Annotated in this window: 24 protein-coding genes; 8 read left to right on the top strand and 16 right to left on the bottom strand. The window is 69.9% G+C overall.

The window, feature by feature from the left end; translation table 11 throughout:
* Positions 1 to 17: 17 nt before the first annotated feature.
* Entirely contained in the window at positions 18 to 842 is an 825-nt protein-coding gene (locus IC535_RS06985) for an alpha/beta fold hydrolase (RefSeq protein ID WP_228885562.1), read from the top strand.
* A 54-nt stretch (positions 843 to 896) separates the two neighbouring features.
* Here IC535_RS06985 and IC535_RS06980 read toward each other — a convergent pair whose 3' ends face one another.
* From IC535_RS06980 to IC535_RS06950, 7 genes are all read right to left on the bottom strand, one after another.
* Entirely contained in the window at positions 897 to 2,531 is a 1,635-nt protein-coding gene (locus IC535_RS06980; protein WP_228885560.1) for an MFS transporter, read from the bottom strand.
* Positions 2,525 to 3,829, bottom strand: coding sequence for an alginate export family protein (locus IC535_RS06975; RefSeq protein ID WP_228885559.1), 1,305 nt, complete (start codon positions 3,827 to 3,829; stop codon positions 2,525 to 2,527). The genes IC535_RS06980 and IC535_RS06975 overlap by 7 nt, the downstream gene beginning before the upstream one ends.
* Entirely contained in the window at positions 3,808 to 5,652 is a 1,845-nt protein-coding gene (locus IC535_RS06970; RefSeq protein ID WP_228885558.1) for an amidohydrolase, read from the bottom strand. Before IC535_RS06970 ends, IC535_RS06975 begins: the two co-directional genes overlap by 22 nt.
* Before the next feature lie 107 nt (positions 5,653 to 5,759).
* The gene (locus IC535_RS06965; RefSeq protein ID WP_228885556.1) at positions 5,760 to 6,179 is read right to left on the bottom strand and encodes a DoxX family membrane protein; all 420 of its coding nucleotides are present in this window, start codon (positions 6,177 to 6,179) and stop codon (positions 5,760 to 5,762) included.
* A 2-nt stretch (positions 6,180 to 6,181) separates the two neighbouring features.
* A complete protein-coding gene (locus IC535_RS06960; protein ID WP_228885555.1) occupies positions 6,182 to 6,838 on the bottom strand; it encodes a hydrolase in 657 nt (218 codons plus the stop codon).
* Positions 6,839 to 6,864: 26 nt separating this feature from the next.
* On the bottom strand, positions 6,865 to 7,251 hold the full coding sequence (locus tag IC535_RS06955) for a helix-turn-helix transcriptional regulator (RefSeq protein WP_228885553.1): 387 nt from the start codon (positions 7,249 to 7,251) through the stop codon (positions 6,865 to 6,867).
* A 78-nt stretch (positions 7,252 to 7,329) separates the two neighbouring features.
* Positions 7,330 to 7,689, bottom strand: coding sequence for a hypothetical protein (locus tag IC535_RS06950; RefSeq protein WP_228885552.1), 360 nt, complete (start codon positions 7,687 to 7,689; stop codon positions 7,330 to 7,332).
* 104 nt (positions 7,690 to 7,793) lie between these two features.
* On the opposite strand from IC535_RS06950, the gene IC535_RS06945 reads away from it, so the two are divergent.
* Positions 7,794 to 10,808: a sensor histidine kinase gene (locus IC535_RS06945; RefSeq protein ID WP_228885551.1), complete on the top strand. Its 3,015-nt coding sequence runs from the start codon at positions 7,794 to 7,796 to the stop codon at positions 10,806 to 10,808.
* Entirely contained in the window at positions 10,805 to 11,467 is a 663-nt protein-coding gene (locus IC535_RS06940) for a response regulator (protein WP_228885550.1), read from the top strand. Before IC535_RS06945 ends, IC535_RS06940 begins: the two co-directional genes overlap by 4 nt.
* Positions 11,468 to 11,490: 23 nt before the next feature.
* Here the strand turns inward: IC535_RS06940 and IC535_RS06935 are convergent, their stop codons facing one another.
* The gene (locus tag IC535_RS06935; RefSeq protein ID WP_429000348.1) at positions 11,491 to 12,615 is read right to left on the bottom strand and encodes an MFS transporter; all 1,125 of its coding nucleotides are present in this window, start codon (positions 12,613 to 12,615) and stop codon (positions 11,491 to 11,493) included.
* Positions 12,616 to 12,779: 164 nt separating this feature from the next.
* Between IC535_RS06935 and IC535_RS06930 the strand changes: the two genes are divergently transcribed.
* Both IC535_RS06930 and IC535_RS06925 read left to right on the top strand, forming a co-directional pair.
* Entirely contained in the window at positions 12,780 to 13,727 is a 948-nt protein-coding gene (locus tag IC535_RS06930) for a LysR family transcriptional regulator (protein ID WP_228885547.1), read from the top strand.
* 96 nt (positions 13,728 to 13,823) lie between these two features.
* Positions 13,824 to 15,167, top strand: a complete 1,344-nt coding sequence (locus IC535_RS06925; RefSeq protein WP_228885545.1) for an Nramp family divalent metal transporter — start codon at positions 13,824 to 13,826, stop codon at positions 15,165 to 15,167.
* 18 nt (positions 15,168 to 15,185) lie between these two features.
* On the opposite strand, the gene IC535_RS06920 is transcribed toward IC535_RS06925, so the two are convergent.
* Positions 15,186 to 15,587, bottom strand: a complete 402-nt coding sequence (locus tag IC535_RS06920) for a helix-turn-helix domain-containing protein (RefSeq protein WP_228885544.1) — start codon at positions 15,585 to 15,587, stop codon at positions 15,186 to 15,188.
* A gap of 78 nt (positions 15,588 to 15,665) precedes the next feature.
* Here IC535_RS06920 and IC535_RS06915 point away from each other — a divergent pair, with 78 nt between their 5' ends.
* Positions 15,666 to 16,499 (top strand): class I SAM-dependent methyltransferase, encoded by an 834-nt coding sequence (locus IC535_RS06915; protein ID WP_228885543.1) that lies wholly within the window; start codon positions 15,666 to 15,668, stop codon positions 16,497 to 16,499.
* 36 nt (positions 16,500 to 16,535) lie between these two features.
* Here the strand turns inward: IC535_RS06915 and IC535_RS06910 are convergent, their stop codons facing one another.
* Genes IC535_RS06910 through cyoA form a run of 6 tightly spaced genes read right to left on the bottom strand, consistent with a single transcriptional unit; the run spans position 16,536 to position 21,498 of the window.
* Positions 16,536 to 17,102 (bottom strand): SCO family protein, encoded by a 567-nt coding sequence (locus tag IC535_RS06910; RefSeq protein WP_228885542.1) that lies wholly within the window; start codon positions 17,100 to 17,102, stop codon positions 16,536 to 16,538.
* The gene (locus IC535_RS06905) at positions 17,099 to 17,560 is read right to left on the bottom strand and encodes a copper chaperone PCu(A)C (RefSeq protein ID WP_228885541.1); all 462 of its coding nucleotides are present in this window, start codon (positions 17,558 to 17,560) and stop codon (positions 17,099 to 17,101) included. The genes IC535_RS06910 and IC535_RS06905 overlap by 4 nt, the downstream gene beginning before the upstream one ends.
* Before the next feature lie 8 nt (positions 17,561 to 17,568).
* Positions 17,569 to 17,910: a cytochrome o ubiquinol oxidase subunit IV gene (gene cyoD, locus IC535_RS06900; protein ID WP_228885540.1), complete on the bottom strand. Its 342-nt coding sequence runs from the start codon at positions 17,908 to 17,910 to the stop codon at positions 17,569 to 17,571.
* Positions 17,907 to 18,545: a cytochrome o ubiquinol oxidase subunit III gene (gene cyoC, locus IC535_RS06895; RefSeq protein WP_228885539.1), complete on the bottom strand. Its 639-nt coding sequence runs from the start codon at positions 18,543 to 18,545 to the stop codon at positions 17,907 to 17,909. The genes cyoD and cyoC overlap by 4 nt, the downstream gene beginning before the upstream one ends.
* A complete protein-coding gene (cyoB, locus tag IC535_RS06890) occupies positions 18,542 to 20,521 on the bottom strand; it encodes a cytochrome o ubiquinol oxidase subunit I (protein ID WP_228885537.1) in 1,980 nt (659 codons plus the stop codon). The genes cyoC and cyoB overlap by 4 nt, the downstream gene beginning before the upstream one ends.
* 2 nt (positions 20,522 to 20,523) lie before the next feature.
* The gene (gene cyoA, locus IC535_RS06885; protein ID WP_267472937.1) at positions 20,524 to 21,498 is read right to left on the bottom strand and encodes a ubiquinol oxidase subunit II; all 975 of its coding nucleotides are present in this window, start codon (positions 21,496 to 21,498) and stop codon (positions 20,524 to 20,526) included.
* Positions 21,499 to 21,688: 190 nt separating this feature from the next.
* Between cyoA and IC535_RS06880 the strand changes: the two genes are divergently transcribed.
* Positions 21,689 to 23,056: a PLP-dependent aminotransferase family protein gene (locus tag IC535_RS06880; protein WP_228885535.1), complete on the top strand. Its 1,368-nt coding sequence runs from the start codon at positions 21,689 to 21,691 to the stop codon at positions 23,054 to 23,056.
* Between the two features lie 19 nt (positions 23,057 to 23,075).
* Here the strand turns inward: IC535_RS06880 and IC535_RS06875 are convergent, their stop codons facing one another.
* A complete protein-coding gene (locus IC535_RS06875) occupies positions 23,076 to 23,345 on the bottom strand; it encodes a hypothetical protein (RefSeq protein ID WP_228885534.1) in 270 nt (89 codons plus the stop codon).
* A gap of 126 nt (positions 23,346 to 23,471) precedes the next feature.
* Here IC535_RS06875 and IC535_RS06870 point away from each other — a divergent pair, with 126 nt between their 5' ends.
* The gene (locus tag IC535_RS06870) at positions 23,472 to 24,158 is read left to right on the top strand and encodes a type 1 glutamine amidotransferase domain-containing protein (protein ID WP_228885533.1); all 687 of its coding nucleotides are present in this window, start codon (positions 23,472 to 23,474) and stop codon (positions 24,156 to 24,158) included.
* The last annotated feature ends 104 nt before the right edge of the window (positions 24,159 to 24,262 follow it).

Raw genomic sequence — 24,262 nt, 5'->3', positions numbered from 1 at the left:
CCACTGGAGATTCATCGATGAGCAACTTCCACACCGTCAAGGATGGCACCGCCATCTTCTACAAGGACTGGGGCCGCGGCCAGCCGGTCGTGTTCGCCCATGGCTGGCCGCTCAGCGGCGATGCCTGGGACCCGCAGATGCTGTTCATGGGCCAGCACGGTTACCGGGTGATCGCCCACGACCGCCGCAGCCATGGCCGCTCCACCCAGACCTGGGACGGCAACGACATGGATACCTATGCCGACGACCTGGCCTCGCTGATCGAGGCGCTGGACCTGAAGGACGCCATCCTGGTCGGCCACTCCACCGGTGGCGGCGAGATCGCCCATTACATCGGCCGGCATGGCAGCAAGCGCGTGGCCAAGGCCGTGCTGGTGGGCGCGGTGCCGCCGCAGATGGTGGTCAGCGCCAGCAACCCCGGCGGCCTGCCGATGAGCGTGTTCGACGGCATCCGCGCCGGCGTGGCCGCCGACCGCTCGCAGTTCTACCAGGACCTGACCACCCCGTTCTTCGGCGCCAACCGTGACGGCCACAAGGTCAGCCAGGGCATGCGCGACGCGTTCTGGCTGCAGGGCATGCAGGGCGGCCACAAGGGCCAGTACGACTGCATCGCCGAGTTCTCCGAGGTGGATTACACCGCCGACCTGGAGAAGATCGACGTGCCCACCCTGGTGGTGCATGGCGACGACGACCAGATAGTGCCGATCGATGCCTCCGGCCGGCTGTCGGCCAGGATCGTGGCCAATGCCACGCTGAAGGTCTACCCCGGCGCGCCGCACGGCCTGACCGTGACCCACGCCGACCAGTTCAACCAGGACCTGCTGGCCTTCGCCAAGGCCTGATCGCGGCCAGTTCAGTCGCCGCAGCGCCGGGCCGTACCCGGCGCTGCGGCGGCATCACCCCAGATGCTCATGGCCCGGCTTCAATGCCGCCAATGCCCCCGCGCCGCCGACGAAATGCCGCACCTTGGGCGCGTACTCGCCGTCGTGCAGCGCGCGCACCTTGCGTTGGTGCTCGCCATCTTCGGCAGTCACCCGCTCATGCTGGCGCAGATGCTCCAGCCAGGAACTGGTCACGAAATACTCCAGGTGGATGCCCGGCGTCGCCACGTCTTCGGCCACGCCCCATACCACCGCACCGTCGCGACGACGGGTGCGGCCCAGCTCGCCCATCAACGCATGGAAAGCGGCGCGGTCGGCCTCGGCGATGCGGTACTCCACCGTCACCAGTACCGGGCCGCGGTCATGCGGCACCGGCACCGCCAGTTCCGGCGCCGGCCAGTAGCCGGCCGGGCGCAGGTCAAGCTCCTCGCTGCCGGCAATGCGTACCCGCCACACCAGCAGCCCGGCGATCACCGCGCCCACCGACGCCACCGTCAACGCCAGCGGGATCGAAGTGCGCTGGGCGAAGCTGCCCCAGCTCAATCCACCGGCGGCCATGCCCAGCGAAAACACCATGATGTACAGCGACAGCGCGCGCGCCCGCACCCAGGCCGGTACCGCGGTCTGCGCGGCGATCTGCAGCGAGGACAGCACCGTGATCCAGGCGAACCCATTGACCAGCATCGCCAGCGGCAGCAGCGCCATGTGCCGCAACCAGGCCAGCCCGAACAGGCTCAGTGCGCAGGCCAGCGTGGCCAGCAGCACCAGCAGGTCGCGGTCCATGCGCGCACGCAGCGTGGGCAGCACCAGTGCGCCGGTGACCGCCCCTACCCCGATGCAGCCCAGCAGGATGCCGTACAGGCCGGCGCCGCCGTGCATCTCCGCGCGTACCACCAGCGGCAGCAACGCGGTGGCCGCACTGGCAAAGAAGAAGAACCCGGCCGATTTGATCAGCACCGCCTGCAGCCGCCCGGCCCGCAACGCATAGCGCAGCCCGGCCCGCAGCCCGGCGCCGAAGCCTTCCGGCGGCAGGGTCGAGGCCATCGGGTCGGGCCGCCAGCGGCTCAGCACGATCAGCATCGCGGCGAAACTCACCGCGTTCAGCCCGAAGGCCCAGCCCGGCCCCAGCTGGGCCACGATCAAGCCGCCGATGGCCGGCCCCAGCGAACGGGCAATGTTGATCCCGATCGAGTTCAGCGCCACCGCCGAGGCCAGCATCGGCCGCGGCACCAGCTCGGAGACGATCGCCGCCTGCGCCGGCATCGCCATCGCCGCGCCGCAGCCCATCGCGAAGGTCAGGGCGACCAGCAGCCCCGGGGTCAGCATCGACAGTCCGGTCAGCGTGGCCAGCGTGGCCGCCACCAGCAGCATCCAGCCCTGGGTGAACAGCAGGTAGCGGCGGCGGTCGACGATGTCGGCCAGGGTGCCGGCCACCAGCGCCAGCAGCACTACCGGCACGGTGGTGGCCGACTGCACCAGCGCCACCATCAACGCCGAACCGGTGCGCTCGGCCATCACCCAGGCGGCGGCGACGTCATTGATCCAGGTGCCGACATTGCTGCCCAGGATGGCCAGCCACATCGCGCGGAACAGGCCGATCTTCAGCGGTGACCATGCGCCGGGGGCGGCGCCATTGTTGTTGCTTACCATTGCCAAGCTCCTACCATCGATGCAAACAAGGTGTCGCGGCCGCCGGCCGCACGCAGGCCCGGGCCGGCCTGGAACCAGGCCAGCTGCGCCTGCCATTGCCACTGCGGGCTGGCCCGCCAGGTGGTTTCCCACTTGAACTGCTGGCCGATCCGGCGCGGCGTGCCGGCACTGCCCGGCAGCGCGGCCAGCGGCGCGGGCGTGGTGTAGATCGCATCGGCGCGGCGGTGCTTCCAAGCCAGCTGCCAGCCGATTTCGGTGGTGACCGCCGGATGCGGGGTCAGGGTGAGGGTCGGCTGCACGTCCATCAGGTTGGCCGGTGCCAGCAGGCTGGCCTCGCTGAAGTAGGCCGCCTTGGGGTACAGCGCATTGAAGGTCTGCAGGCGGGCATCGGCCGGATCGCGGTCGCCGCTGGCGATGTCCAGTTTCACGCCCAGGCGCGGCTGCCAGGGCCGTTGCGGCCAACGCACGCCGCTGTCGCTGGCCAGGGTCCAGGCGCGGACGGCCAGTTCGCCCGACGCGCTGGACAGCGTGCCGCGCTGCCCGACCAGTTCCACGTTGGCATCCCAGCGCGCTTGTCGGGCGAACCAGCGCGCGCCCAGTGTGGTGCGGCGTTCATCGCCAGCGGTGCCGGCAAAGCGCGCATCGTCGCGGCCATAGCCCAGCAGGTACAGGTCCAGCCCAGTGCCGGCGCGGCGGCCCTTGCGCGTGGCATAGCCGCCGAGCAGGTACTGGCCCCGGTCGCTGCGGTCGTCGAACGCGCCGGGGCGGTTGTCCACCGGCCGCAGCGCGAGCAGGTCCAGTTGCCAGCGCGGGGCGGTCCAGCGCCCGCGTACGCCGTCGAAGGCCAGGCGGATATTGGGGCCGTCGCGCACCGACAGCAGCCGCGAACTGCCGTAGCCGGCCTCCTGCCGGCCCACCTGCCAGCCGATCCGCCGGCCCTGCCAGCGCACATAGCCCTGCTGCAGGTCCAGCGCGCCGCGGTCGGTGCCGCCAGGGCCGCCGCGACGGCCCTGCTCGGCGTGCACGCCCAGTTGCGCCATGGCTTGCCAGCCATCGCGCTGCGCGCTGACCGAGGCCAGTGCACGCAGCAAGCCGTAACCGTCCTGCTGCCCTTCCTGTACGCCAAAGCGGGTCGGGTCGTAATACAGGCTGCGCAGCCGCAGCGCGGCATCGCTGCGCAGCTCGGTGCCATCGGCCAGGGTCAGGCAATGACCGCTGCCGCCGGCCTCGCAGGCCAGCGCCGGCGACGCCGTGGCCAGGCCGGCCAGCCCCAGGCTCAGAACGCGAAGCACGAACATCCCAGCGCACCCCAGAATGCGTTCGGCGCGTCGGTGGGCACCGCATGGGCGGCGGCATGGCCGTGCGCGCCGTGGGTGCGGCAACCGCCGGCGCCATGGAGGTGCGCGTGCGCGCTCAGCCCGGTGGCGGCACCGCCGACGTGGTAGCCGCCGAAGCGGTTGACCGGCGACCAGTCCGGCATCGCCGGCGGCAGCGCCGGGGCCAGCGGCGCGAAGTCGCACTGCCCGTACACCACCCGGCCGCCGACCACGGTCAGCAGGCTGGTGATATCGGCGATGGCCGCATCGTCGACGGCGAAAAAGTCCGACGACAGCACGCAGAAGTCGGCCAGCTGTCCCACCGCCAGGCTGCCCTTGCGCTCCTGGTCGCCGGAGAACCAGGCGCTGCCCTGGGTCCACAGGCGCAGCGCCTCTTCGCGCTCCAGCAGGTTTTCTTCGCCATACAGCGCCAGCCCGCCCACGGTGCGGCCGGTGACCAGCCACGACAGCGCCACCCAGGGGTTGTAGCTGGCCACCCGGGTGGCATCGGTACCGGCGCCCACCGGCACGCCGGCCTGCAGCATGCGCCGCACCGGCGGGGTATGCCGCGCCGCCTGGCTGCCATAGCGCGCCACGAAGGCCTCGCCCTGGTAGGCCATGCGGTGCTGGATCGCCAGCCCGCCGCCCAACGCGCCGATGCGGTCGATATTGCGCGCGGTGATGGTTTCGGCGTGGTCGATGAACCAGTGCAGGCCATCGAAGGGAATCTCGCGGTTGACCTGTTCGTACACGTCGAGGATGCGGTCGATGCTTTCGTCGTAGGTGGCGTGGATGCGGAACGGCCAACGCTTCTCCACCAGCAACCGCACTACCTGCTCAAGCTCGGGCTCCATGCCCGGTGGCAGTTCCGGGCGTGGTTCGTTGAACAGCTCGAAATCGGCCGCCGAGAACACCAGCATTTCGCCGGCGCCGTTGTGGCGCAGCAGATCATCGCCCTGGCGCGGGGCGACGATCTCGCTCCAATGCTGGAAATCGCCCACTTCCCCGCCCTTGTTCTGGGTGAACAGGTTGTAGGCGATGCGTACGGTCAGCTGCCCGTCGCGATGCAGCTGCTCGATCACCTGGTAGTCCTCCGGATAGTTCTGGAAACCACCGCCGGCGTCGATCACCGAGGTGATGCCCAGCCGGTTCAGTTCGCGCATGAAATGCCGGGTCGAGTTGGACTGGTATTCGATCGGCAGGCGCGGCCCCTTGGCCAGGGTGGCGTACAGGATCAGCGCGTTGGGCTTGGCCAGCAGCAGGCCGGTGGGATTGCCCTTGCTGTCGCGCGCGATCTGGCCGCCGGGCGGGTCCGGCGTATTGCGGTCGTAGCCGCAGGCGCGCAGCGCGGCGCGGTTGAGCAGCGCGCGGTCGTACAGGTGCAGCAGGAACACCGGTGTGTCCGGGGCCAGCGCGTTGAGCTCGTCCAGGGTGGGCAGGCGCTTTTCCACGAACTGCTCGGCGGTGAAGCCACCGACCACGCGTACCCACTGCGGTGCCGGGGTGTTGTCGACCTGGGCCTTGAGCATGGCCATCGCATCGGACAACGAGCGCAGCCCGTCCCAGCGCAGTTCCAGGTTGTAGTTCAGGCCGCCGCGGATCAGGTGGGTATGGCTGTCGTTGAGGCCGGGCACCACGCGGCGGCCACCGGCGTCGATCACGGTGGGCGCGTCCAGGCCGGCGCGCACCTGCGCTTCGGTACCGACCGCGGCGATGCGCCCGTCCACCACCGCCAGTGCATCGGCCTGTGGGCAGGTCGGGTCGAGGGTGGTGATGCGGGCATTGCGGATGAGCAGCGTAGACATGCGTTTCTCCGGGGAAAGGGCAAAGACGCGGCCGCCTGCGGCCAGCGCCAGGCCGGCAGCGGCGCCGCGCAGCAGTTCGCGGCGGCCGGGATGGTGGGAGGCCGCGCTCATGGCGCGCCGGCCAGGGCCGGCTGCAGCGCCAGCGCGCCGGGGCCGGCCAGGGCGATGGCCAGCAATGCCGTCGCCCAGAACAGGGAATACTCGGCACCGCCGCGCATCCAGAACCAGCCCTTGGGCAGGGCCAGCAGCGCGGTGGACAGCAGGAACAGCGCGGCAACCAGCGCCGCGCCGCGGGTCTGCCAGCCCAGCAGCACCGCCAACCCGGACAGCACCTGCAGCGCGGCCAGCAGCAATGGCGCCGGCGCCGCGGCCGGTAGACCAAAACCACGCAGTTCGGCGGCGAACCCGGCCAGGCCGGGCCCACCGAACCAGCCGAACAGCTTGCCCAGTGCGTGCGGCAACAGGAAACCGCCGGCCACCATGCGCAGCAGCAACAACGCCAGGTCCAGGCCGGTGGCGGCGGGCATGCTCAGTGACCGCCTTCCTGCGCACCGAACATGGCCTTGGCGTACTGGATGCCGATCCCGTAGCCGCCGGCATGCTCGGCGGCGATGCCGGTGGTCAGCGCATAGGTCTGGCTGCGGGCCCAGTCGCGCTGCAGTTCCAGCAGGTACTGCACCGCAGTGATCGGCACCGCGCCGGCCTGCACCATGCGCGTCACCGCGCGCTCGTGCGCCTCCAGGCTGACATCGCCGCAGGCATCGGTGACCACGTACACCTCAAAGCCCTGCTCGATCGCCGACAGCGCCGGGCCGACGATGCAGACGCTGGTCCACAGGCCGGCCAGCACCAGCCGGCGCTTGCCGATGCGGTTGATCTCATCGATCACCGGCTGGTCTTCCCAGGTGTTCATCGAGGTGCGGTCGAAGACGGCCTGGCCGGGGAAGATCGCCGGCAGTTCCGGGAACATCGGGCCGGAGAACGATTTTTCGGCCACCGTGGTCAGCACCACCGGCACGCTGAAGCCGGCCGCGCCCTTGGCGATCAGCGCCATGTTGTTGCGCAGTGCGGAGATGTCGATGGTGTGGGTGGCAAATGCCATCTGCGACTGGAAGTCGATCAGCACCAGGGCATGGTCGGTGGGCGACAGCAGCGAGGTGGCGGCAACGGCGGTGGCCTTGGTCATGGGTGTTCCTTGGAGGTCAGGGGGGATCAGGCGCCCGGGCGCAGCGTGCGCCGGGCAAAGTGACGGGGCGTGCAGCCGGTGACGGCGCGGAAGCTGCGTACGAAATGGCTCTGGTCGAAGAAGCACAGGCAGCTGGCGATCTGGCTGACCTTCAGCCCGCCGGCATGCAGCAGCTGCTGGGCGCGCTCGATGCGGCGATGGCGCAGGTAGGCGGTCGGGCTCATCCCGGTGCCGGCACGGAACAACCGTGCCAGGTGGAAACGGCTGACACAGGCCGCAGCGGCCACCTCTTCCACCAGCACCGGCTGTTGCAGGTGGGCCTCGATATAGGCCAGGGCGCGGCGCAGCGCGGCCGCCTGGGTCGGCGGCAATGCGGCAGGCAGGGCCGGCGTCGGGGGAGAACAAGCAGCCATCAACGGGCTCCACGACCGGGTGTGCCATGGTCGCCGCCGGGAGCGTTGCGCCCTACCCTCGATCGACGGGGCCGGCGCCTACTCTTTCGGGGGGTGCCGGCCGTCGCCGCCGCCGGGTTGCCGGCGCAGCACGCGCCGCCCGAAACGATGCGCATCCAGCGAATAGGCGCCCGGCCCAAGCAACAGCAACGCCAGCGGCAACGGCAACCAGGCCCAGTGCGAAGCGGCGTGCACGCCCAGCAGCAACACCAGCAGCAGCGCCGCCAACGGCGTCCACACGCCGACCAGCAACAGGCCGATCGCCAGCAGCGGCAGCAGTTGCAGCCACCCTGCCGGTGCCGGCGGCAGGCTCAGCAGCGCCGCGCACAGGGTCAGCCGCAGCAGCACCAGGCCGATGCCGGGCGCGCGGTCGGGAAACATCACAAACAGTCGTTGCATCGCAGCGTTCCAAGGCAGGCCCGCATGGTTACCGCACTATCGGGGCCTGGCGCCTGCCCCGAAAGAGTAGGCAGCCGCTGCCCCCAACCCTGAGACAATGCGCCATGCCCGCTGCCTGTTCCGCCCCCGCCCCTGCACGCACGCGCCGCCACCTGGCCGGCCGGGCGTTGTGGTGGCTGTTGCTGGCCGCCTGGCCGGCGCTGGGCGCGAACCTGTCGGCCTATGAACACACCGCCTGGGTGGTCGGCCAGGGCGCGCCGGGGGATGTCTGGGACATCGGCCAGGACACCGACGGCAGCCTGCTGCTGGCCACCGGCAACGGTCTTTACCGTTTCGACGGCCGCCAGTTCGAGCGGCGCGAGCCGCCCAACGGCAGCACGTTCCCCTCATCCAACATGACCACCCTGGCGCTGGACCCGGACGGCACGCTGTGGATCGCCTACTACAACGCCGGCATCAGCCGGCTCGACCGCCATGGCCTTACCCATTACGCGCAGGCCCAGGGCGTGCCGCCCGGGCTGGTGCCGCGGATCGAGCGCGACGGCAGCGGCCGCCTGTGGGCGGCGGCCGACGGCGGGCTGCGCTGGTTCGACGGCCAGCGCTGGCAGCGGCCCACCGCCGCGATGGGGATCGGCGATGTGCCGGCACAGTGGTTGCTGCGCGACGCGGCCGGCACGTTGTGGGTGATTGCGGCCGGGCGCCTGTGGCGGCTGCCGGCCGGCGCCACCGGCTTCGAACCACTGGCGCTGACCGTGGCACCGTTCTCGTCGCTGGCGCTGCGCGCCGACGGCCGGCTATGGCTGGCCGACCGCCAGCGCGGGGTGATGCCGGTGGCCGACGCGCACGGCCTGCTGCCGGCCGCGCAACGCGAGGCGCAGCGCCTGCCGGGCCTGCTGGCCAAACGCATCCGGTTCTCCCGCGATGGCCGCCTGTGGGGCAGCCTGGTCGGCAACGGCGGCATCTTCCATGTCGACCTGGACCGCAGCCCGGCGCAGGTCGAGTACTTCGACGCCGCCCAGGGGCTGGCGTCCACCACCGCGGTGCCGGTGGCCGAAGACCGCGAAGGCAATGTCTGGGTGGGCACCAACCTGGGCCTCAACCGGTTCCGCCAGCACCCGGTCCACGCGCTGGCCCTGCCCGGCCCGGCCGATCCGCTGCGCACGCTGTACCAGGCGCCCGACGGCCAAGTGTTCGCCTATGGCCAGGACCTGCAGCCGATGGCGCTGCGCCGCGACCTGCTGCAGGCCGGCGCGACGGCACTGCACGGAGCCGCATTGGCCAGCAGCCAGCCGCTGTGGCTGGCCGACTGGGAAGCCCTGGCGGTGATCGACGCCGGCCAGCGCCGCGCGCTGGATCCGCCCGGCCTGCCCGCGCCGCGCGAACTGCGTGCGGTGCTGCCGCTGGGCCGCGATGAGGCCTGGTTCTGCTTCGGCAATGCCGATGTGCTGCACTATCGGCACGGCCGCTGGCGCACCGACCCGGCCCTGCCCGCCCAGGCCTGCACCACCGCGGCCGGCGGCCCGGCCGGCGAACTGCTGCTGGGTTATCCCGATGGCAGCGTGCGGCTGCGCCGCCAGCAGCAATGGCGGCACTACACGCGCGCCGACGGGTTGGCGGTGGGCCCGGTGACGGCCACGTCCATGATCGGCGCACGGCTCTGGGTGGGCGGCGAGAACGGCCTGGCGGTACTGGGCAGCGACGGCCGCTTCCACGCGCTGCAGTCCGATACCCCCGGCGTATTCGAAGGCATCACCGGGATCGTCCGCGACCGCGCCGGCCGTTACTGGTTGAACGGCAGCCGCGGCCTGGCCCGGATCGACGCTGCCGGGCTGGAACAGGCGCTGCGGCAGGCCACGCCCGTGCAGCTGCGGCTGTTCGATACCGCCGATGGCATGCCCGGCATCGCCGCGCAGACCACCCCGGTGCCCAGCGCGGTACTGGCCGCCGACGGCCTGCTGTGGCTGTCCACCAACCAGGGCCTGGCCTGGCTGGACACGCAGGCAGCGCAGCGCAGTGCCGCCGCGCCGCTGCCACGGATCGGCAACATCGCCCATGGCCGGCAGCAGCAACCGCTGCGCGATGGCCTGCTGCTGCCGGCGGGCACCACCCAGCTGCAGATCGACTACATGGCCGTGTCGCTGACCCGGCCCGAGCGCACCCGCTACCGTTACCGGCTGTCCGGCCTGGATGAGCGATGGCAGGACGCCGGCACCCTGACCCGCGCGTTCTACACCAACCTGGGGCCGGGCAACTACCGCTTCGAGGTGATGGCCGCCAACCAGGACGGGGCCTGGAGCAGCAGCGCGGCCCAGCGCAGTTTCCGCATCGCCCCGATGTGGTACCAGACGTTGTGGTTCAACGCGGCCTGCGTGTTGCTGCTGCTGGGCCTGATCCTGCTGGCGATGCGCCTGCGCAGCCGCCGCCTGACCCAACTGGTGCGGGCACGGCTGCAGGAACGCCATGCCGAGCGCGAGCGGATCGCACGCGAGCTGCACGACACCCTGCTGCAGGGCACCCAGGGGCTGATTCTGCGCCTGCATGCGGTCAGCCAGGCCAGCCACACCCCGCCACCGGTGCGCGCGGCGCTGGAGGCGGCCATGCAGCAGGCCGAGCACGCCCTGGCCGAAGCACGCGAGCGGGTCGGCGCACTGCGCGAAGACCGCGATGGCTACCAGGACCTGGGCGCGGCGCTGGTGCAGGTCTACGGTGAGCGCGCCAGCGATGCCAGCAGCCCGGCGCTGCGACTGAACGTGGAAGGCGCGCCGGTGCCACTGCGCCGCGACGCGGCCGAAGAGGTCTACCTGATCGGTCGCGAAGCGGTGTTGAACGCCCTGCAGCACGCCGCCGCCGGCGCGATCGAGATCGAGATCGGCTACGGCCTGCGCGGCCTGCGCCTGCATATCCGCGACGATGGCAACGGCCTGCCGGCGGTTCTGCCCGACGGCCACTGGGGCCTGGTCGGCATGCGCGAACGCGCCGAACGGCTGGGCGCGCGCCTGCGCCTGTGGTCGCGCCCGGGCCTGGGCACCGAGGTGGAACTGTTCCTGCCACGCCACCGCATCTACCGCCGTTCCACCCGCCGCTGGCGTTGGCCGGGGTCTTCTGGAGAATCCGCATGACCGTGTCCTCCACGCCGATCGGCGTGCTCGTGGTCGATGACCATCCGCTGCTGCGCGATGGCCTGGCCGCCCTGCTCGGCATGCAGGCCGACATGCGCCTGGTGGGCGAAGCGGCCGATGGCGAGCAGGCCGTTGCCCAATACCTGGCGCTGCGCCCGGATGTGGTGCTGATGGACCTGCAGCTGCCACGGGTGGACGGCGTGGAGGCGATCACCCGGATCCGCCGCCACGACCCGCGCGCGCGCATCATCGTGCTCACCACCTATCGCGGCGACGTGCGCGCGGTGCGTGCGCTGCAGGCCGGGGCCAGCGGCTACCTGCTCAAGGACATGCTCCGGCACGAACTGATCGACACCATCCGCACCGTGCATGGCGGCCGCCGCGCCGGCATCCCCGCGACGCTGGCGGCCAGCATCGCCGCCCACGTGATCGAAGACAGCCTGTCCCCGCGCGAAACCGAAGTGCTCGGCCACGTCGCCGCGGGGCGCTCGAACAAGGCGATCGGCGAGCAGATGCGGATCTCCGAACAGACGGTCAAGGCGCACATGAAGAACATCATGGAAAAACTCGGCGCGCGCGACCGCACCCATGCGGTCACCCAGGCCCTCAAGCGCGGCATCATCAGCCTGGACGATGGCCAGGCCGACCCCGGGCCCTGAGCGAACCGCGGCGGAGGCGCCGTTCAGCGCCGCCGCACCACCAGGCTGGCCAGCGCCGACAGCGTGGCCAAGCCGGCCACCCCGCTCCAGCCCCAACGCGCCAAGGCCAGGCTGCCCAACGCACCGCCGGCGGCCATGCCCAGGAACATGCCGGTGAACAGCAGCGCGTTCAACCGGCTGCGCGCCTCGGGCACCAGCCCATAGACCTGGGTCTGGTGCGCGACCAGGGCCGACTGGAAACCGAAGTCGAACACCACCGCGCTGACCGCCAGCAACGGCAGCACCGCCACCGGCGGCAGCGCGCCGTCCAGCAGCAATAGCGCGAATCCGGCCAGCGCCACAGTGATCGCGATCCGCGCCACCGCCGGACTGCCCAGCCGGTCGGCCCAGCGCCCGGCCAGCGGGGCAGCCAGCGCGCCGGCCGCCCCGGCGATACCGAACGCCCCGGCCGCCGCGCTGCCCAGCTGGAAACGGCTGTGCAGCATCAGCGCCAGGGTCGACCAGAACGCGCTGAAACCGATCGCCAGCAGACCCTGCGCCAGCACCGCCCGGCGCAGCGCCGGTTGCTGCCGCCACAACGACAGCAGCGAGCCCAGCAGCGCCGGATAGCCCAGCGTGGTGGTCGGGGTGAAACGCGGCAAGGCCCGCGCCAGCGCCACCGCCATCAGCAGCACCGAACCGGCGGCAATACCGAACATCGCGCGCCAGCCCAGCAGTTCGGCCACCACGCCACTGGCCACCCGCGACAGCAGGATGCCCAGCAGCAGCCCGGTCATCACCTTGCCCACCACCGCACCGCGTTCGTCCGGCCGCGCCAGCGCCGCCGCCGCCGGCACCACATCCTGGGCCAGGGTGGCGGTGAGCCCGACCAGCAGGCTGGCCAGCAGCAGGCCCGGCAGGCTGCCGGCCACCGCCGCCAGGCCCAGCGCGGCGGCCAGGATCACCGCCTTGACCAGGATCAGCGCCCGCCGGTCCAGCCGGTCGCCAAGCGGGGCCAGCAAGGCGATGCCCAGTGCATAGCCCAGTTGGGTCAGGGTCGGCACCAGCCCGGTGGCCGCCGGTGCGGCGCCCAGCGCCGGGCCGATCACCCCCAGCATCGGTTGGCTGTAATACAGCGAGGCGACCGAAAAGCCGGCGCCGGCGGCCATCGCCACGATCAGGCCGCGCGACAACAGCGGCGCCGGCAAGGCCGGCAGCGGAACATGCACAGCAGACATGGGGAATTCCAGAGCGGGGAAAGTGGCGCCAGCATCCTCCTTGCCGCAGCAACCGTGTAGTAGGCTGGCCCGCATATAGCTCATACGAGAAACGCATGACCGATCCGCAGATGTCCGTCGGTGCCGACCGTATCGACCTGCTGCGCACCTTCGTGCGCATCGTCGAAAGCGGCAGCCTGTCGGCCGCTGCGGCCCAGCTGGGCACCACCCAGCCCACCGTCAGCCGGCGGCTGCAGGCCCTGGAAAAACTGTTCGGCCTGCACCTGCTGCAGCGGTCCACCCACCGCATGACCCTCACCGAGGATGGCCAGCGCTGCTACGCCCATGCCCGTGGGCTGGTGCAGGACTGGGACGCGATCCAGGCCGACCTGCGCGGCGAGCTGGATGTCCCGCGCGGCCGGTTGCGGGTGGTGGTGCCGCATGCCTTCGGCCAGGCCCAGCTGCTGGCGCCGATGCTGGCGTTCCTGGCGCGCTACCCGCAGGTCTCGCTGGAGTGGATGCTGGAAGACCGCGCCCCGGACTTCATCGCCGACGGCATCGACTGTGCGATCCGGGTCGGTGCGATCGAGACCGCCAACCTGGTGGCGGTGCCGCTGGCCGAAGTGCCGCGCATCGTGATCGCCGCACCGTCGCTGGTCGGCAGCGCCGACGTGCGCGACCCGGCGCTGCTGCCGCAGCTGCCGTGGATCGCCCTGACCACCTACTACCGCGAGCGCATCACCCTGCTGCCCGGCGATGGTGGCCCGGCCCTGCAGGTGCCGATCCAGCCGCGGCTGCTGACCGACAACCTGTTCGTGGTGCGCCAGGCCGCCCTGTCCGGGCTGGGCGCGGCGGTGGTGTCGGCCTGGCTGGCCGACGAGGCCCTGCAGGCCGGCACCCTGCTGCGCCTGTTGCCCGGCTGGGAAGCGCCTGCCCTGCCGGTGCACCTGGTCTACCCGCCGGCCCGGCACCTGCCGCCGCGGCTGCGCGCCTTCATCGACGCGATGAAGCTGAGCCTGCCGCAGACCCACGGCATGCGCTTGACGCCGCTGCCACCGCGCTGACCACCCGGCGCCGCCTTGCAGGGGCGGACCGGCGGGCGGACCGGCGGGCGCCACATTGCACAGCCTTACTAATATAGCTTTTGCTATATTGCAGCCATGACGCCGGACCCCGCTTCCCGCCCCGCCATCACCCCGCAGGCCGGCACGCACGCGCCCAGCCTGGGCGAGATGAACGCCAGCGTCGCCGTCCCGGTCGGCGGGCACTGGTGGTTCCGCCTGCTGGCCTTCCTCGGCCCGGGCTACCTGGTCTCGGTCGGCTATATGGACCCGGGCAACTGGGCCACCGACATCGCCGGCGGCGCACAGTTCGGCTACCTGTTGTTGTCGGTGATCCTGCTCTCCAACCTGATGGCGATCGTGCTGCAGGGCCTGTCGGCACGGCTGGGCATCGCCACCGGCCGCGATCTGGCCCAGGCCTGCCGCGATCACTATTCCCGCCCGGTCAACCTCGGCCTGTGGCTGCTGTGCGAGATCGCCATCATCGCCTGCGACCTGGCCGAGGTGATCGGTACCGCCATCGCGCTCAAGCTGCTGTTCGGCATTCCGCTGCTGGCCGGTGCCATCATCACCGCCGTGGACGTGGTGCTGGTGCTGCTGCTGATGCACCGCGGCTTCCGCGCACTGGAAGCGTTCGTGATCGCGCTGCTGTTGCTGATCCTGGCCTGCTTTGCGATCCAGATCGCGCTGGCCGCCCCGCCCCTGATGGCGGTGCTGGGCGGCTTCATTCCGCGCGCCGAGGTGGTCACCAATCCGCACGCGCTGTACCTGGCGATCGGCATCATCGGGGCCACAGTGATGCCGCACAATCTCTACCTGCACTCCTCCATCGTGCAGACCCGTGCCTACCCGCGCACCGACGCCGGCCGCCGCAGCGCGCTGCGCTGGGCGGTGACCGACAGCACCATCGCGCTGATGCTGGCGCTGTTCATCAATGCCGCGATCCTGATCCTGGCCGCTGCGGTATTCCATGCGCACGGCCGCACCGACGTGCAGGAGATCGAACAGGCCCATGAACTGCTGGCGCCGATGCTCGGCGTGGGACTGGCCTCCACCCTGTTCGCGGTGGCCCTGCTCGCCTCGGGCATCAACTCCACGGTCACCGCCACCCTGGCCGGGCAGATCGTGATGGAAGGATTCCTGCGCCTGCGCATCGCACCGTGGGCGCGGCGGCTGATCACCCGCGGCATCGCCATCGTGCCGGTGGTGGTGGTCACCGCGATCTACGGCGAGCGGGGCACTGCGCGGCTGCTGGTGTTGAGCCAGGTGCTGCTGTCGATGCAGCTGCCGTTCGCGGTGGTGCCGCTGGTGCGCCTGGTGTCGGACAAGGCCAGGATGGGGGCGCTGGTCGCCCCGCGCTGGCTGCTCGCCCTGTCCTGGCTGATCGCCGCGATCATCGTGGTGCTCAACGTGAAGCTGCTGGTGGACACCCTGGCCGGCTGACCCGCCGCACGCCGCAGGTCAGTCCGGTCCGGCGCGCGTGGCCAGCCGCATCAACGCGCGGAAACGGCTGCACTGCAGGTGGCTGGCCGCCCGGCATGCCGCCGCATGGCGCAGGCCGTCACGCATCGCGGTCATCCGCGCGATGCTGCGGTCCAGCGCATCGGCCTGCGCGGCCAGCCGCGCACGGTCCAGGTCGGCGGCGCCCTCGCCGGCCAGCATCACCCCGACCTCCTGCAGCGACAACCCCGCCGCACGCCCCAGCGCGATCAGCGCCAACCGTTCCAGCACGCTGTCGGCAAATACCCGGCGCAAGCCATGGCGGCCGATCGGCGCGATCAGGCCCAACTGTTCGTAGTAGCGCAACGCCGAGGCGGCCACCCCGGAGCGGCGCACGACCTCGGCGATATCCAGTTCGCGCATCGGCTTGACCTCAAGTGCACTTGAAGTGGCAGAGTGCGGGCTCCCCACCCCTGCTGGCAAGCCCAGACCGAGCCTTCGATGACCGACAACGCACAACACGCCCTGTGGAACGGCCTGGCCGGCCAGGCCTGGGTCCAGGCCCAGAGTCTGCTCGACGGCATGTTCGCCCCGTTCGCCAGGCTGCTCGCCCAGGCCCAGCCTGCCGGCGCGGTACAGCAGGTACTGGACATCGGCTGCGGCACCGGCGCGGTCAGCCTGGCCATCGCCGCCCGCCTGGGCAGCGGCGGTCACTGCACCGGCGTGGACATCGCCGCGGCGATGATCGAACGGGCGCGGCAGCGCGCCCGCGACGCCGGCCTGGAGGTGGACTTCGTGGTCGCCGACGCGCAACGGCATGCCTTCGCCCCGGCCAGCGTCGACCGCATCGTCTCGCGCTTCGGGGTGATGTTCTTCGACGACCCGGTGCAGGCCTTCACCCGGCTGCGCCACGCCACCCGCCACGGCGGCAGCCTGCACGCACTGACCTGGCGAAGCGCGGCCGAGAATGCCTTCATGACCACCGCCGAACGCGCCGCCGCGCCGATGCTGACGCTGCCGGCGCGCGACCCGGACGCCCCCGGCCAATTCGCCTTCGCCGACCCCGACCGCGTACGCGCCATCCTGACCGACAGCGGCTGGACCGAGCTGCAGCTCACCGCCATCGACGTTCCCTGCCAGATCCCGCGCAGGGACCTGCGCACCTATATCTCGCTGCTGGGTCCGGTGGGCAGCGCACTGCGCAGCGCCGATATCGACGCCGCCACCCGCGCCCGGGTACTGGCGGCAGTCGAACAGGCCTTCGCCCCATTCGTGGAAGGCGACAGCGTGCGGTTTACGGCGGCGTGCTGGGAGGTGCGGGCCAGTGCGGGGTAGCGCCAGGCCGTACCGCGGTGCTCATCGGGTGCCGGATCAAGGGTTCGATGCCAGCCGCGCCCGCAACCGCGCTTCCATCTGTGCATCGCTGAGCGCATAGCCCAGTACTTCCTGCAGGGTGCCATCGGCACCGAGCAGGAACCACGAGGCAGTGTGCTCGAAGGTGGCCGTCTCGCCCTCGCCGACCTGGCGATAGCTCACGCCCAGGCTTTCGGCCACGGCACGCGTACCGGCCTCGTCGCCGGCCAAACCGATGAACGCCGGGTCGAACGCGGCCAGGTACTGGCGCAGATGCGCCGGGGTATCGCGACGCGGGTCGACGGTGACAAATACCACCTGCAGCGAATCGGCCAGCGGGCCCAGCCGCTGCTTGAGCTGCACCGCCTTGAGCAGGCTCAGCGGACACACTTCCGGGCAATGGGTGAAGCCGAAGAACAACAGCGTGGGCCGGCCGCGCAGGCTGCCGATCGACAGTTCACGGCCGTCGCTGCTGTGCAGGGCCACCGACTGCAGCGCGGAGCGGCCCATGATCGGCGCCGGCTCGTTGCTGCAGGCCGCCAGCAGCGCCAGGCCCAGCCCCACTGCGAGCGCACGCACGCTCATCGCCCTGCTCCGTGCCCGCCCCTGCCTTCGGCCACCACGAACACCACTGCCTGCTCGCCGGCAGTGGCGAACTGCAGCGTGACCGCCACCTGCTGGCCGGCCCGCAGTGGGCGCTGGGGTGCGATCAGCATCAGGTGCAGGCCGCCAGGCTGCAGCGCGGTGACCTGCCCGGCCGGCAACGCCAGCCCGTCGGGCAAGGGGTGCATGCGCATGACCTCGCCGTCCATGCGCATGGCATGGATCTGCACCTGGCCAAAGCCGGTGGCCCGCGCGGACAGCAGGCGGTCGGCGCGGCCGCCGTTGTGCAGCTGGACATAGCCGGCGGCCACGCCAGCGGCGGCCGGTGGCAGGCGGATCCAGGCCTGGCTGGCGGTCACGGTGCCGGCCGCCGTTGCCGAGGCGAGCGCAGCCAACACGACGGCCACGGCCAGCAGCATGCCCTGCAGGAGGGGACGCAAGTAGCTGCTCACAACTGCATCGGCATCATGTTCTGGGTGGCGTTGTGCATCACCCACAGGGAACCGGCCACCACGATCGCGATCAGGAACGCGGTGCACAGGAAGATGCCGGTGTTCTCGCGCTGGCTGCGGCCGGCGCCGATATGCAGGAACAGCACCAGCTGGGCCACCAGCTGCACCACGCACAGCACCACGATGGCGGTCAGGCGCAGCGGTTGTGGCACCAGCTCGCCCATTACCACGCCGAACGAGGCGCCGGTCAGCAGCAGGCAAAGCAACAGGCCGACGACATAGCCCTTGAGGGTGGCGTGGCCGCCGCCGTGGTCGGTTTCAGCAGTACCGGCGCTCATACGAACTCCCGCAGATAGACGAAGGTGAACACGCAGATCCAGACCAGGTCGAGGAAATGCCAGAACAGGCTCAGGCAGGCCAGGCGACGGCGTACGATGCCGTCCAGGCCGAACTTCAGCACCTGGTGGATCATGATTGCCAGCCACAGCAGGCCGAAGCTGACATGCAGGCCATGGGTAGCCACCAGGGTGAAATACGCCGACAGGTAGGCGCTGACATCCGGGGTGGCGCCTTCGTGGATCAGCTCGGCGAACTCATACAGCTCCATGCCGATGAACACCGCGCCGAGCACGCCGGTGAGAACCAGCCAGGCAACTACCTGGTTGCGCCTGCCGGCCTGCATGCCCAGCATCGCCACACCGAAGGTGAAGCTGCTCAGCAGCAGCACCACCGTCTCGGACAGCACAAAGCCCAGCTTGAACAGCTCCTTGCCGCTGGGGCCATCGGCGGTGCCGTTGAGCAGCACGCCGAAGGTGGCAAACAGCACCGCGAAGATCAGGCAGTCGCCCATCAGGTACATCCAGAATCCCACCACGGTCTTGTTGCCGTCGTCGTGGTGCTCATGCCCGTGGTCGTGCTGACCGGCCTCCAGCTGCCCATGCGCCGGGCCAGCCACCAAGGTATCGCCGCTCATGCCTTGGCTCCTTGCAGCTGCGCGTAGTGCGCCTGTTCGATGCGCTCCACCTCGGCGGCGGGCACGTAATAGTCCACGTCACGGTCATAGGAACGCAGCACGAAGGTGGCGATCACCCCGACCAGGCCGATGCCGGCCAGCACCCACATATGCCAGACCAGGGCAAAGCACAGCACCAGGCTGAACACCGAGATCACCACCCCGGCGGCGGTATTGCGCGGCATATGGATGTCCTGGTAACGGACCGGCCGCTGCCCGGCGCGGCCGTGCTGCTTGTCGTCCCAATGCTGCTCCAGCGAGGTGATGGTGGGCAGCGTGGCGAAGTTGTAGAACGGCGGCGGCGAGGCGGTGGCCCATTCCAGGCTGCGTGCGTTCCACGGGTCGCCGGTCAGGTCCAGGTTGGCCTTGCGGTCGCGCACGCTGACATAGAACTGGATGAACATCGCCGCGATGCCGGCGGCGATCACCAGCGCGCCGATGGCGGCCACGATCAGCCACGGCTGGTAGCCGTCGACCGCATAGTGGTTCATGCGCCGGGTCATGCCCTTGAAACCGAGCACGTACAACGGCATGAATGCCAGGTAGAAACCGACCAGCCAGCACCAGAACGAAATCTTCCCCCAGCGCTCGTTGAGGGTGAAGCCGAATGCCTTGGGGAACCAGAAGCTGATGCCGGCCAGGCAGCCGAACACCACTCCGCCGATGATCACGTTATGGAAGTGCGCGATCAGGAACAGGCTGTTGTGCAGCACGAAGTCCGCGCCGGGAATGGCCAGCATCACCCCGGTCATGCCGCCCAGGGCGAAGGTGACCATGAAGCCGATCGTCCACAAGGTGGAAGAGTGGTAGCGGATGCGGCCGCGGTACATGGTGAACAGCCAGTTGAACAGCTTCACCCCGGTGGGAATGGAGATGATCGAGGTCATGATGCCGAAGAAGGCATTGACGTTGGCGCCCGAACCCATGGTGAAGAAATGGTGCAGCCAGACGAAGAACGACAGCACCCCGATCGAGCAGGTCGCATACACCATCGAGCGGTAACCGAACAGCGGCTTGCCCGAGAAGGTGGCGATGATCTCCGAGAACGCGCCGAAGCACGGCAGGATCAGCACGTACACTTCCGGATGGCCCCAGATCCAGATCAGGTTGACGTACATCATCGCGTTGCCGCCGGCATCATTGGTGAAGAAATGCATCCCCAGGTAGCGGTCCATGGTCAGCAGCAGCAGGGTCGCGGTGAGGACCGGGAAGATCGCCACGATCAGGATGTTGGTGATCAGCGCGGTCCAGGTGAACACCGGCATCTTCATCAGGTCCATGCCCGGGGCACGCATCTTGAGGATGGTGACGATGAAGTTCAGCCCGGTCAGCGTGGTGCCGATGCCCGACACCTGCAGCGACCAGATGTAATAGTCCACCCCGACCGTCGGGCTGTACTCGATCCCCGACAGCGGCGGGTAGGCCACCCAGCCGGTGGCGGCGAAATCGCCGACGAACATCGACAACATCACCAGCGCCGCGCCCACCGCCGACAGCCAGAAACTGAGCGAGTTGACGAACGGGAAGGCCACGTCGCGCGCACCGATCTGCAGCGGCACCACGATGTTCATCAGGCCCACGATCAGCGGCGTGGCCACGAAGAAGATCATGATCACGCCATGGGCGGTGAAGATCTGGTCGTAGTGTTCCGGCGGCAGGTAGCCGGCCGCGTCGTTGGCCGCGATCGCCTGCTGGGCGCGCATCATCAGCGCATCGGCGAAGCCGCGCACCAGCATGACCAGGGCCAGCAGGATGTACATCACGCCGATCTTCTTGTGGTCCACCGAGGTGACCCACTCGGTCCACAGGTAGCCCCACTTTCTGTAATAGGTGATGGCCGCGATGATCGCCAGCCCCAGTAGCAGCGAGCCGCCCAGCGCGGCCATGATGATCGGGTCGTGGTAGGGAATCGCCTCGAGGTTCAACTTTCCAAGCACAATCAGTTCTCCGCGGTACGGCTGGCAGACGCGACCAGGCTCGACGTCTTTGAGGTGGCCCCGGGCTGCTCGCCCGGCAGGCAGATTTCGTCATCGCCCATGCCGTGGTAACGGCCCACGATGCGATCGAACAGGCCGGTATCCACGCCACTGAAACGCTGCAGCGGCGCGCCATGGGTGGGCACTTCCAGTTCGGACAGACGCGCGGCATCCAGGTGCGCGCCGCTGCTGCGGGCCTGCGCCAGCCAAGCGCTGAAATCGTCCTCGGTGACCACCCGCGCGGGGAACTTCATGTCCGAAAAGCCCGAGCCGCTGTAGGCCGACGACATCCCGGCGTAGGTGCCCGGGGTGTGGCCGATCAGGTGCAGCCGGGTCTGCATGCCGGCCATGGTGTAGACCATGCTGCCCAGCTGCGGCACGAAGAAGGCATTCATCATCGATTCGGAGGTGAGCTTGAAGGCCACCGGCGTATCGACCGGCATCACCAGTTCGTTGACCGTGGCCACGTTGTGGTCGGGGTAGATGAACAACCACTTCCAGTTCAGCGCCACCACCTCAACGCGCAGCGGCGCCTTGTCCGAGGCGATCGGCCGGTAGGGATCCAGCGCATGGGTGCTGTTCCAGATCAGCACCGCCAGCACCACGATGATCAGGCATGGAATGGTCCAGATCACCACTTCGATGGCGGTGGAGTGCGACCAGTCCGGCGCATAGGTGGCCTGGGTGTTGGAGGCGCGATAGCGCCACGCGAAGTACAGCGTGAGGATGATCACCGGAACCACCACCAGCAGCATCAGGCCGGTGCAGACCAGGATCAGCTGCATCTCCTGTTCGGCGATGCTGCCCATGGGGTTGAACAGCTCCAAGGAGGAGCACCCGGCAAGCAGGGGCAGCAGCGCTGCCAGGCCGAACCAGCGTCCGGCGCGGGCTCGACCGGCCGGCGTGGCGCGGCGAGCGGGGTGTGTAACGGGAATCATGCGGGACGGCCCTTCCAACGCAGTGCCGGGCCGGGCGGCCCGGATCATGAAAAGTGGCGGACAACCCCCTGCATGACCGATATGCATGGGGGGTGCCCGCCGCAGTGGCGTACGTTAGGCAACGACATGATCCATACATGATGCGACACACTGTCGCAGGCGCCTGCGCGGCCGGAGGTAAGATGCGCCGATGCAGTGGAGCACTCTCATCGCCGACGGCCACGGGCCGCTCTACCTGCGCATCGTGCAGGCGCTGGAGCGTGCGGTGTGGTCCGGCGCGCTGCGGCCCGGCCAACGCCTGCCCGCGCAGCGCGCCCTGGCGGCCGAGCTGGGCGTGGACCTGACCACCGTCACCCGCGCCTTCAACGAAGCACGCACGCGCGGCCTGATCGATGCGCGCGGGCCACTGGGTTCGTTCGTTGCGCCGCCCAAGGTGGAACTGACCCAACTGGTCGACCTGAGCATGAACCTGCCGCCCAGCCCTGGCGGTGGCCAGGTCGCGGACATGCTGCGGCGCGGCCTGTCCTCGGTGCTGACCCGCAGCGACGCGGGCAATCTGATGACCTATCACCTCGGCGGCGGCAGCCGCGCCGATCACCTGGCGGCCCAGCGGTGGCTCAAGCCGATCCTCGGCAAGGTGGCCGCCGAAGCACTGGTGGTCACCGAAGGCGCGCAGGCCGCGTTGTCGGCCCTGATCCTGGCCCTGACCGACGCCGGCGACACGATATTGTGCGAGCCGCTGGTCTACCCCGGCCTGCTGCATGCCGCGCGGGTGCTGCAACGGCGGCTGCAGGTAGTGGAGTGCGACGAACACGGCATGCGCCCGGATGCGCTGCGCCGGCACGCACGCGCCGGCGGTGCACGCGTGGTCTACCTCAACCCGACCGCCCAGAACCCGTCCGCGCGGACCTTGCCGCAGGCCCGCCGCGAGCAGCTGGCCGAGGTGCTGCGCGCGCACGACCTGCGCCTGATCGAAGACGACCCCTACTGGCTGCTGGTCGAGCACGCCCCTGCCCCGCTCGCGCTGCTGGCGCCGCAGCACACCTGCTACATCTCCACCTTGTCCAAGTGCCTCAGCCCCGGCCTGCACACCGGCTTTGTGCACCTGCCCGACGGCGTGTCGCGCCAGGCCGTGCTGGATGCGCTGCGCGCGGTCAACCTGATGGCGCCGCCGCTGATGAATGCACTGGTGACCCAGTTGATCCTCGATGGTTCAGCGCAGACCCTGCTCGCGCTGGTGCAGGAAGAAGCGGCCGAGCGCCGCTACCTGGCCCAGTCCGCGCTGTCGCCGCGCTTCCTGCAGCACTGCGCCGGCGTGCATGCCTGGTGCCGTTTGCCCGCCCACTGGACCGACGCCAGCCTCACCCACGCGGCGCGGTTGCAGGGCCTGGGCATCGCGCCGTCCTCGGCATTCACCCCGGACGGGGTGGCGATCAACGATGCGGTGCGGATCTCACTGGGGGCGGCGGCGAACCGCCAGGAACTGCACCGGGCGCTGCGCCAGCTGGACCAGCTGATGCATGTGGCCGCCGATGACCGGTCGGGCTGGACGGTCTGAGTCCAGACCGTCGGCACCCTCAGCCGGACACGGCCTTGGCGCGTTTCCAGACGGCGTCGAATTCACCGGTGGTGATGCCGTCATCCTCGTCCAGGTCCAGCCAGGACAAGGGCTGGTCGGACAGCGGGAAGCGGGAGTCGGCCTGGCCGGATTTGTCGGCCCAGACCAGCACGCTGCGGTAGCTTTCGACCTGCCGGACGATCACATCGCCCTGAGCCTCGATGTACAGCGTGCCGGGGCCGATTTCCGATTCGGCGGGATGCTTGTAGTGTTTCCGGATCGTGCTCATGGCGGGGCTGGACTTGGCAATGCGTGGGGGCGGGGAATATACCAGCACGCCCCCGATGACGCGCGTTTTCTCGGCCCCCTCACCGGGCGGGCGGTCTAATCAAGCGCCCGCAGGAGCCCCAACCTCATGAACGTCCTCATCGTCCTGACCTCGCACGACCAACTCGGCAGCACCGGCCGCAAGACCGGCTTCTGGCTCGAAGAACTGGCCGCGCCCTACTACGCCTTCAAGGACGCCGGCGCCCGGATCGTGCTGGCCTCGCCCAAGGGTGGGCAGCCGCCGCTGGATCCCAAGAGCAACGAGCCGGACTTCAGGACCGAGGCAACCGGGCGCTTTGAAGCCGATGCCGATGCCACCGCACAGCTGGCCAACACCGTCCGCCTGGACAGTGTGTCGCCGGCCGATTTCGATGCGGTGTTCTACCCCGGTGGGCATGGTCCGTTGTGGGACCTGGCCGAAGACGCCCATTCCATCGCGCTGATCGAGGCCTTCATTGCCGCCGGCAAGCCGGTCGCGCTGGTCTGCCATGCGCCGGGCGTGCTGCGCCACGTCAGGACCGCCGACGGCAAGCCGCTGGTCGCCGGCAAGCAGGTCACCGGTTTCACCAACAGCGAGGAAGAAGCCGTCGGCCTGACCACGGTGGTGCCGTTCCTGGTCGAGGACACGCTCAAGGCGCTGGGCGGCGACTACTCCAAGGGCCCGGACTGGAGTTCGTATGTAGTCCGCGACGGCTTGTTGATCACCGGCCAGAACCCGGCCTCGTCGGAAGAGGCCGCCAAGATCCTGCTGCAGCGGCTTGCCGCCAAGGCGTAAGGCGACGGCCAATGCCGGGCTGAAGACGCCGTGCCGCGGCCCTGGCAGGCGTCGCTAGCGCTTCCAGTCGCGCTCCGGTGCCGGCACATGGACGACCTTGCCCG

Origin of the sequence: Stenotrophomonas rhizophila, assembly GCF_020857975.1 — a bacterium.
Taxonomy (GTDB): domain Bacteria; phylum Pseudomonadota; class Gammaproteobacteria; order Xanthomonadales; family Xanthomonadaceae; genus Stenotrophomonas; species Stenotrophomonas rhizophila_C.
The sequence above is the reverse complement of the archived record's forward strand: the minus strand, read 5'-3'. Positions and strand labels throughout refer to the sequence as shown.

Coding starts and splice junctions, on each gene's coding strand:
- IC535_RS06955 (WP_228885553.1), bottom strand. CDS start 7,251: ATGGCTGCTTGTTCTCCCCCGACGCCGGCCCTGCCTGCCGCATTGCCG.
- IC535_RS06935 (WP_429000348.1), bottom strand. CDS start 12,615: ATGGCCGCCGGCGCCGGCTTTTCGGTCGCCTCGCTGTATTACAGCCAA.
- IC535_RS06875 (WP_228885534.1), bottom strand. CDS start 23,345: ATGAGCACGATCCGGAAACACTACAAGCATCCCGCCGAATCGGAAATC.
- IC535_RS06880 (WP_228885535.1), top strand. CDS start 21,689: ATGCAGTGGAGCACTCTCATCGCCGACGGCCACGGGCCGCTCTACCTG.
- IC535_RS06950 (WP_228885552.1), bottom strand. CDS start 7,689: ATGCAACGACTGTTTGTGATGTTTCCCGACCGCGCGCCCGGCATCGGC.
- IC535_RS06985 (WP_228885562.1), top strand. CDS start 18: ATGAGCAACTTCCACACCGTCAAGGATGGCACCGCCATCTTCTACAAG.
- cyoD (WP_228885540.1), bottom strand. CDS start 17,910: ATGAGCGCCGGTACTGCTGAAACCGACCACGGCGGCGGCCACGCCACC.
- IC535_RS06930 (WP_228885547.1), top strand. CDS start 12,780: ATGACCGATCCGCAGATGTCCGTCGGTGCCGACCGTATCGACCTGCTG.
- IC535_RS06980 (WP_228885560.1), bottom strand. CDS start 2,531: ATGGTAAGCAACAACAATGGCGCCGCCCCCGGCGCATGGTCACCGCTG.
- IC535_RS06870 (WP_228885533.1), top strand. CDS start 23,472: ATGAACGTCCTCATCGTCCTGACCTCGCACGACCAACTCGGCAGCACC.
- IC535_RS06945 (WP_228885551.1), top strand. CDS start 7,794: ATGCCCGCTGCCTGTTCCGCCCCCGCCCCTGCACGCACGCGCCGCCAC.
- IC535_RS06940 (WP_228885550.1), top strand. CDS start 10,805: ATGACCGTGTCCTCCACGCCGATCGGCGTGCTCGTGGTCGATGACCAT.
- IC535_RS06960 (WP_228885555.1), bottom strand. CDS start 6,838: ATGACCAAGGCCACCGCCGTTGCCGCCACCTCGCTGCTGTCGCCCACC.
- IC535_RS06920 (WP_228885544.1), bottom strand. CDS start 15,587: ATGCGCGAACTGGATATCGCCGAGGTCGTGCGCCGCTCCGGGGTGGCC.
- IC535_RS06910 (WP_228885542.1), bottom strand. CDS start 17,102: ATGAGCGTGCGTGCGCTCGCAGTGGGGCTGGGCCTGGCGCTGCTGGCG.
- IC535_RS06970 (WP_228885558.1), bottom strand. CDS start 5,652: ATGTCTACGCTGCTCATCCGCAATGCCCGCATCACCACCCTCGACCCG.
- IC535_RS06965 (WP_228885556.1), bottom strand. CDS start 6,179: ATGCCCGCCGCCACCGGCCTGGACCTGGCGTTGTTGCTGCTGCGCATG.
- IC535_RS06925 (WP_228885545.1), top strand. CDS start 13,824: ATGACGCCGGACCCCGCTTCCCGCCCCGCCATCACCCCGCAGGCCGGC.
- IC535_RS06975 (WP_228885559.1), bottom strand. CDS start 3,829: ATGTTCGTGCTTCGCGTTCTGAGCCTGGGGCTGGCCGGCCTGGCCACG.
- cyoC (WP_228885539.1), bottom strand. CDS start 18,545: ATGAGCGGCGATACCTTGGTGGCTGGCCCGGCGCATGGGCAGCTGGAG.
- cyoA (WP_267472937.1), bottom strand. CDS start 21,498: ATGATTCCCGTTACACACCCCGCTCGCCGCGCCACGCCGGCCGGTCGA.
- IC535_RS06915 (WP_228885543.1), top strand. CDS start 15,666: ATGACCGACAACGCACAACACGCCCTGTGGAACGGCCTGGCCGGCCAG.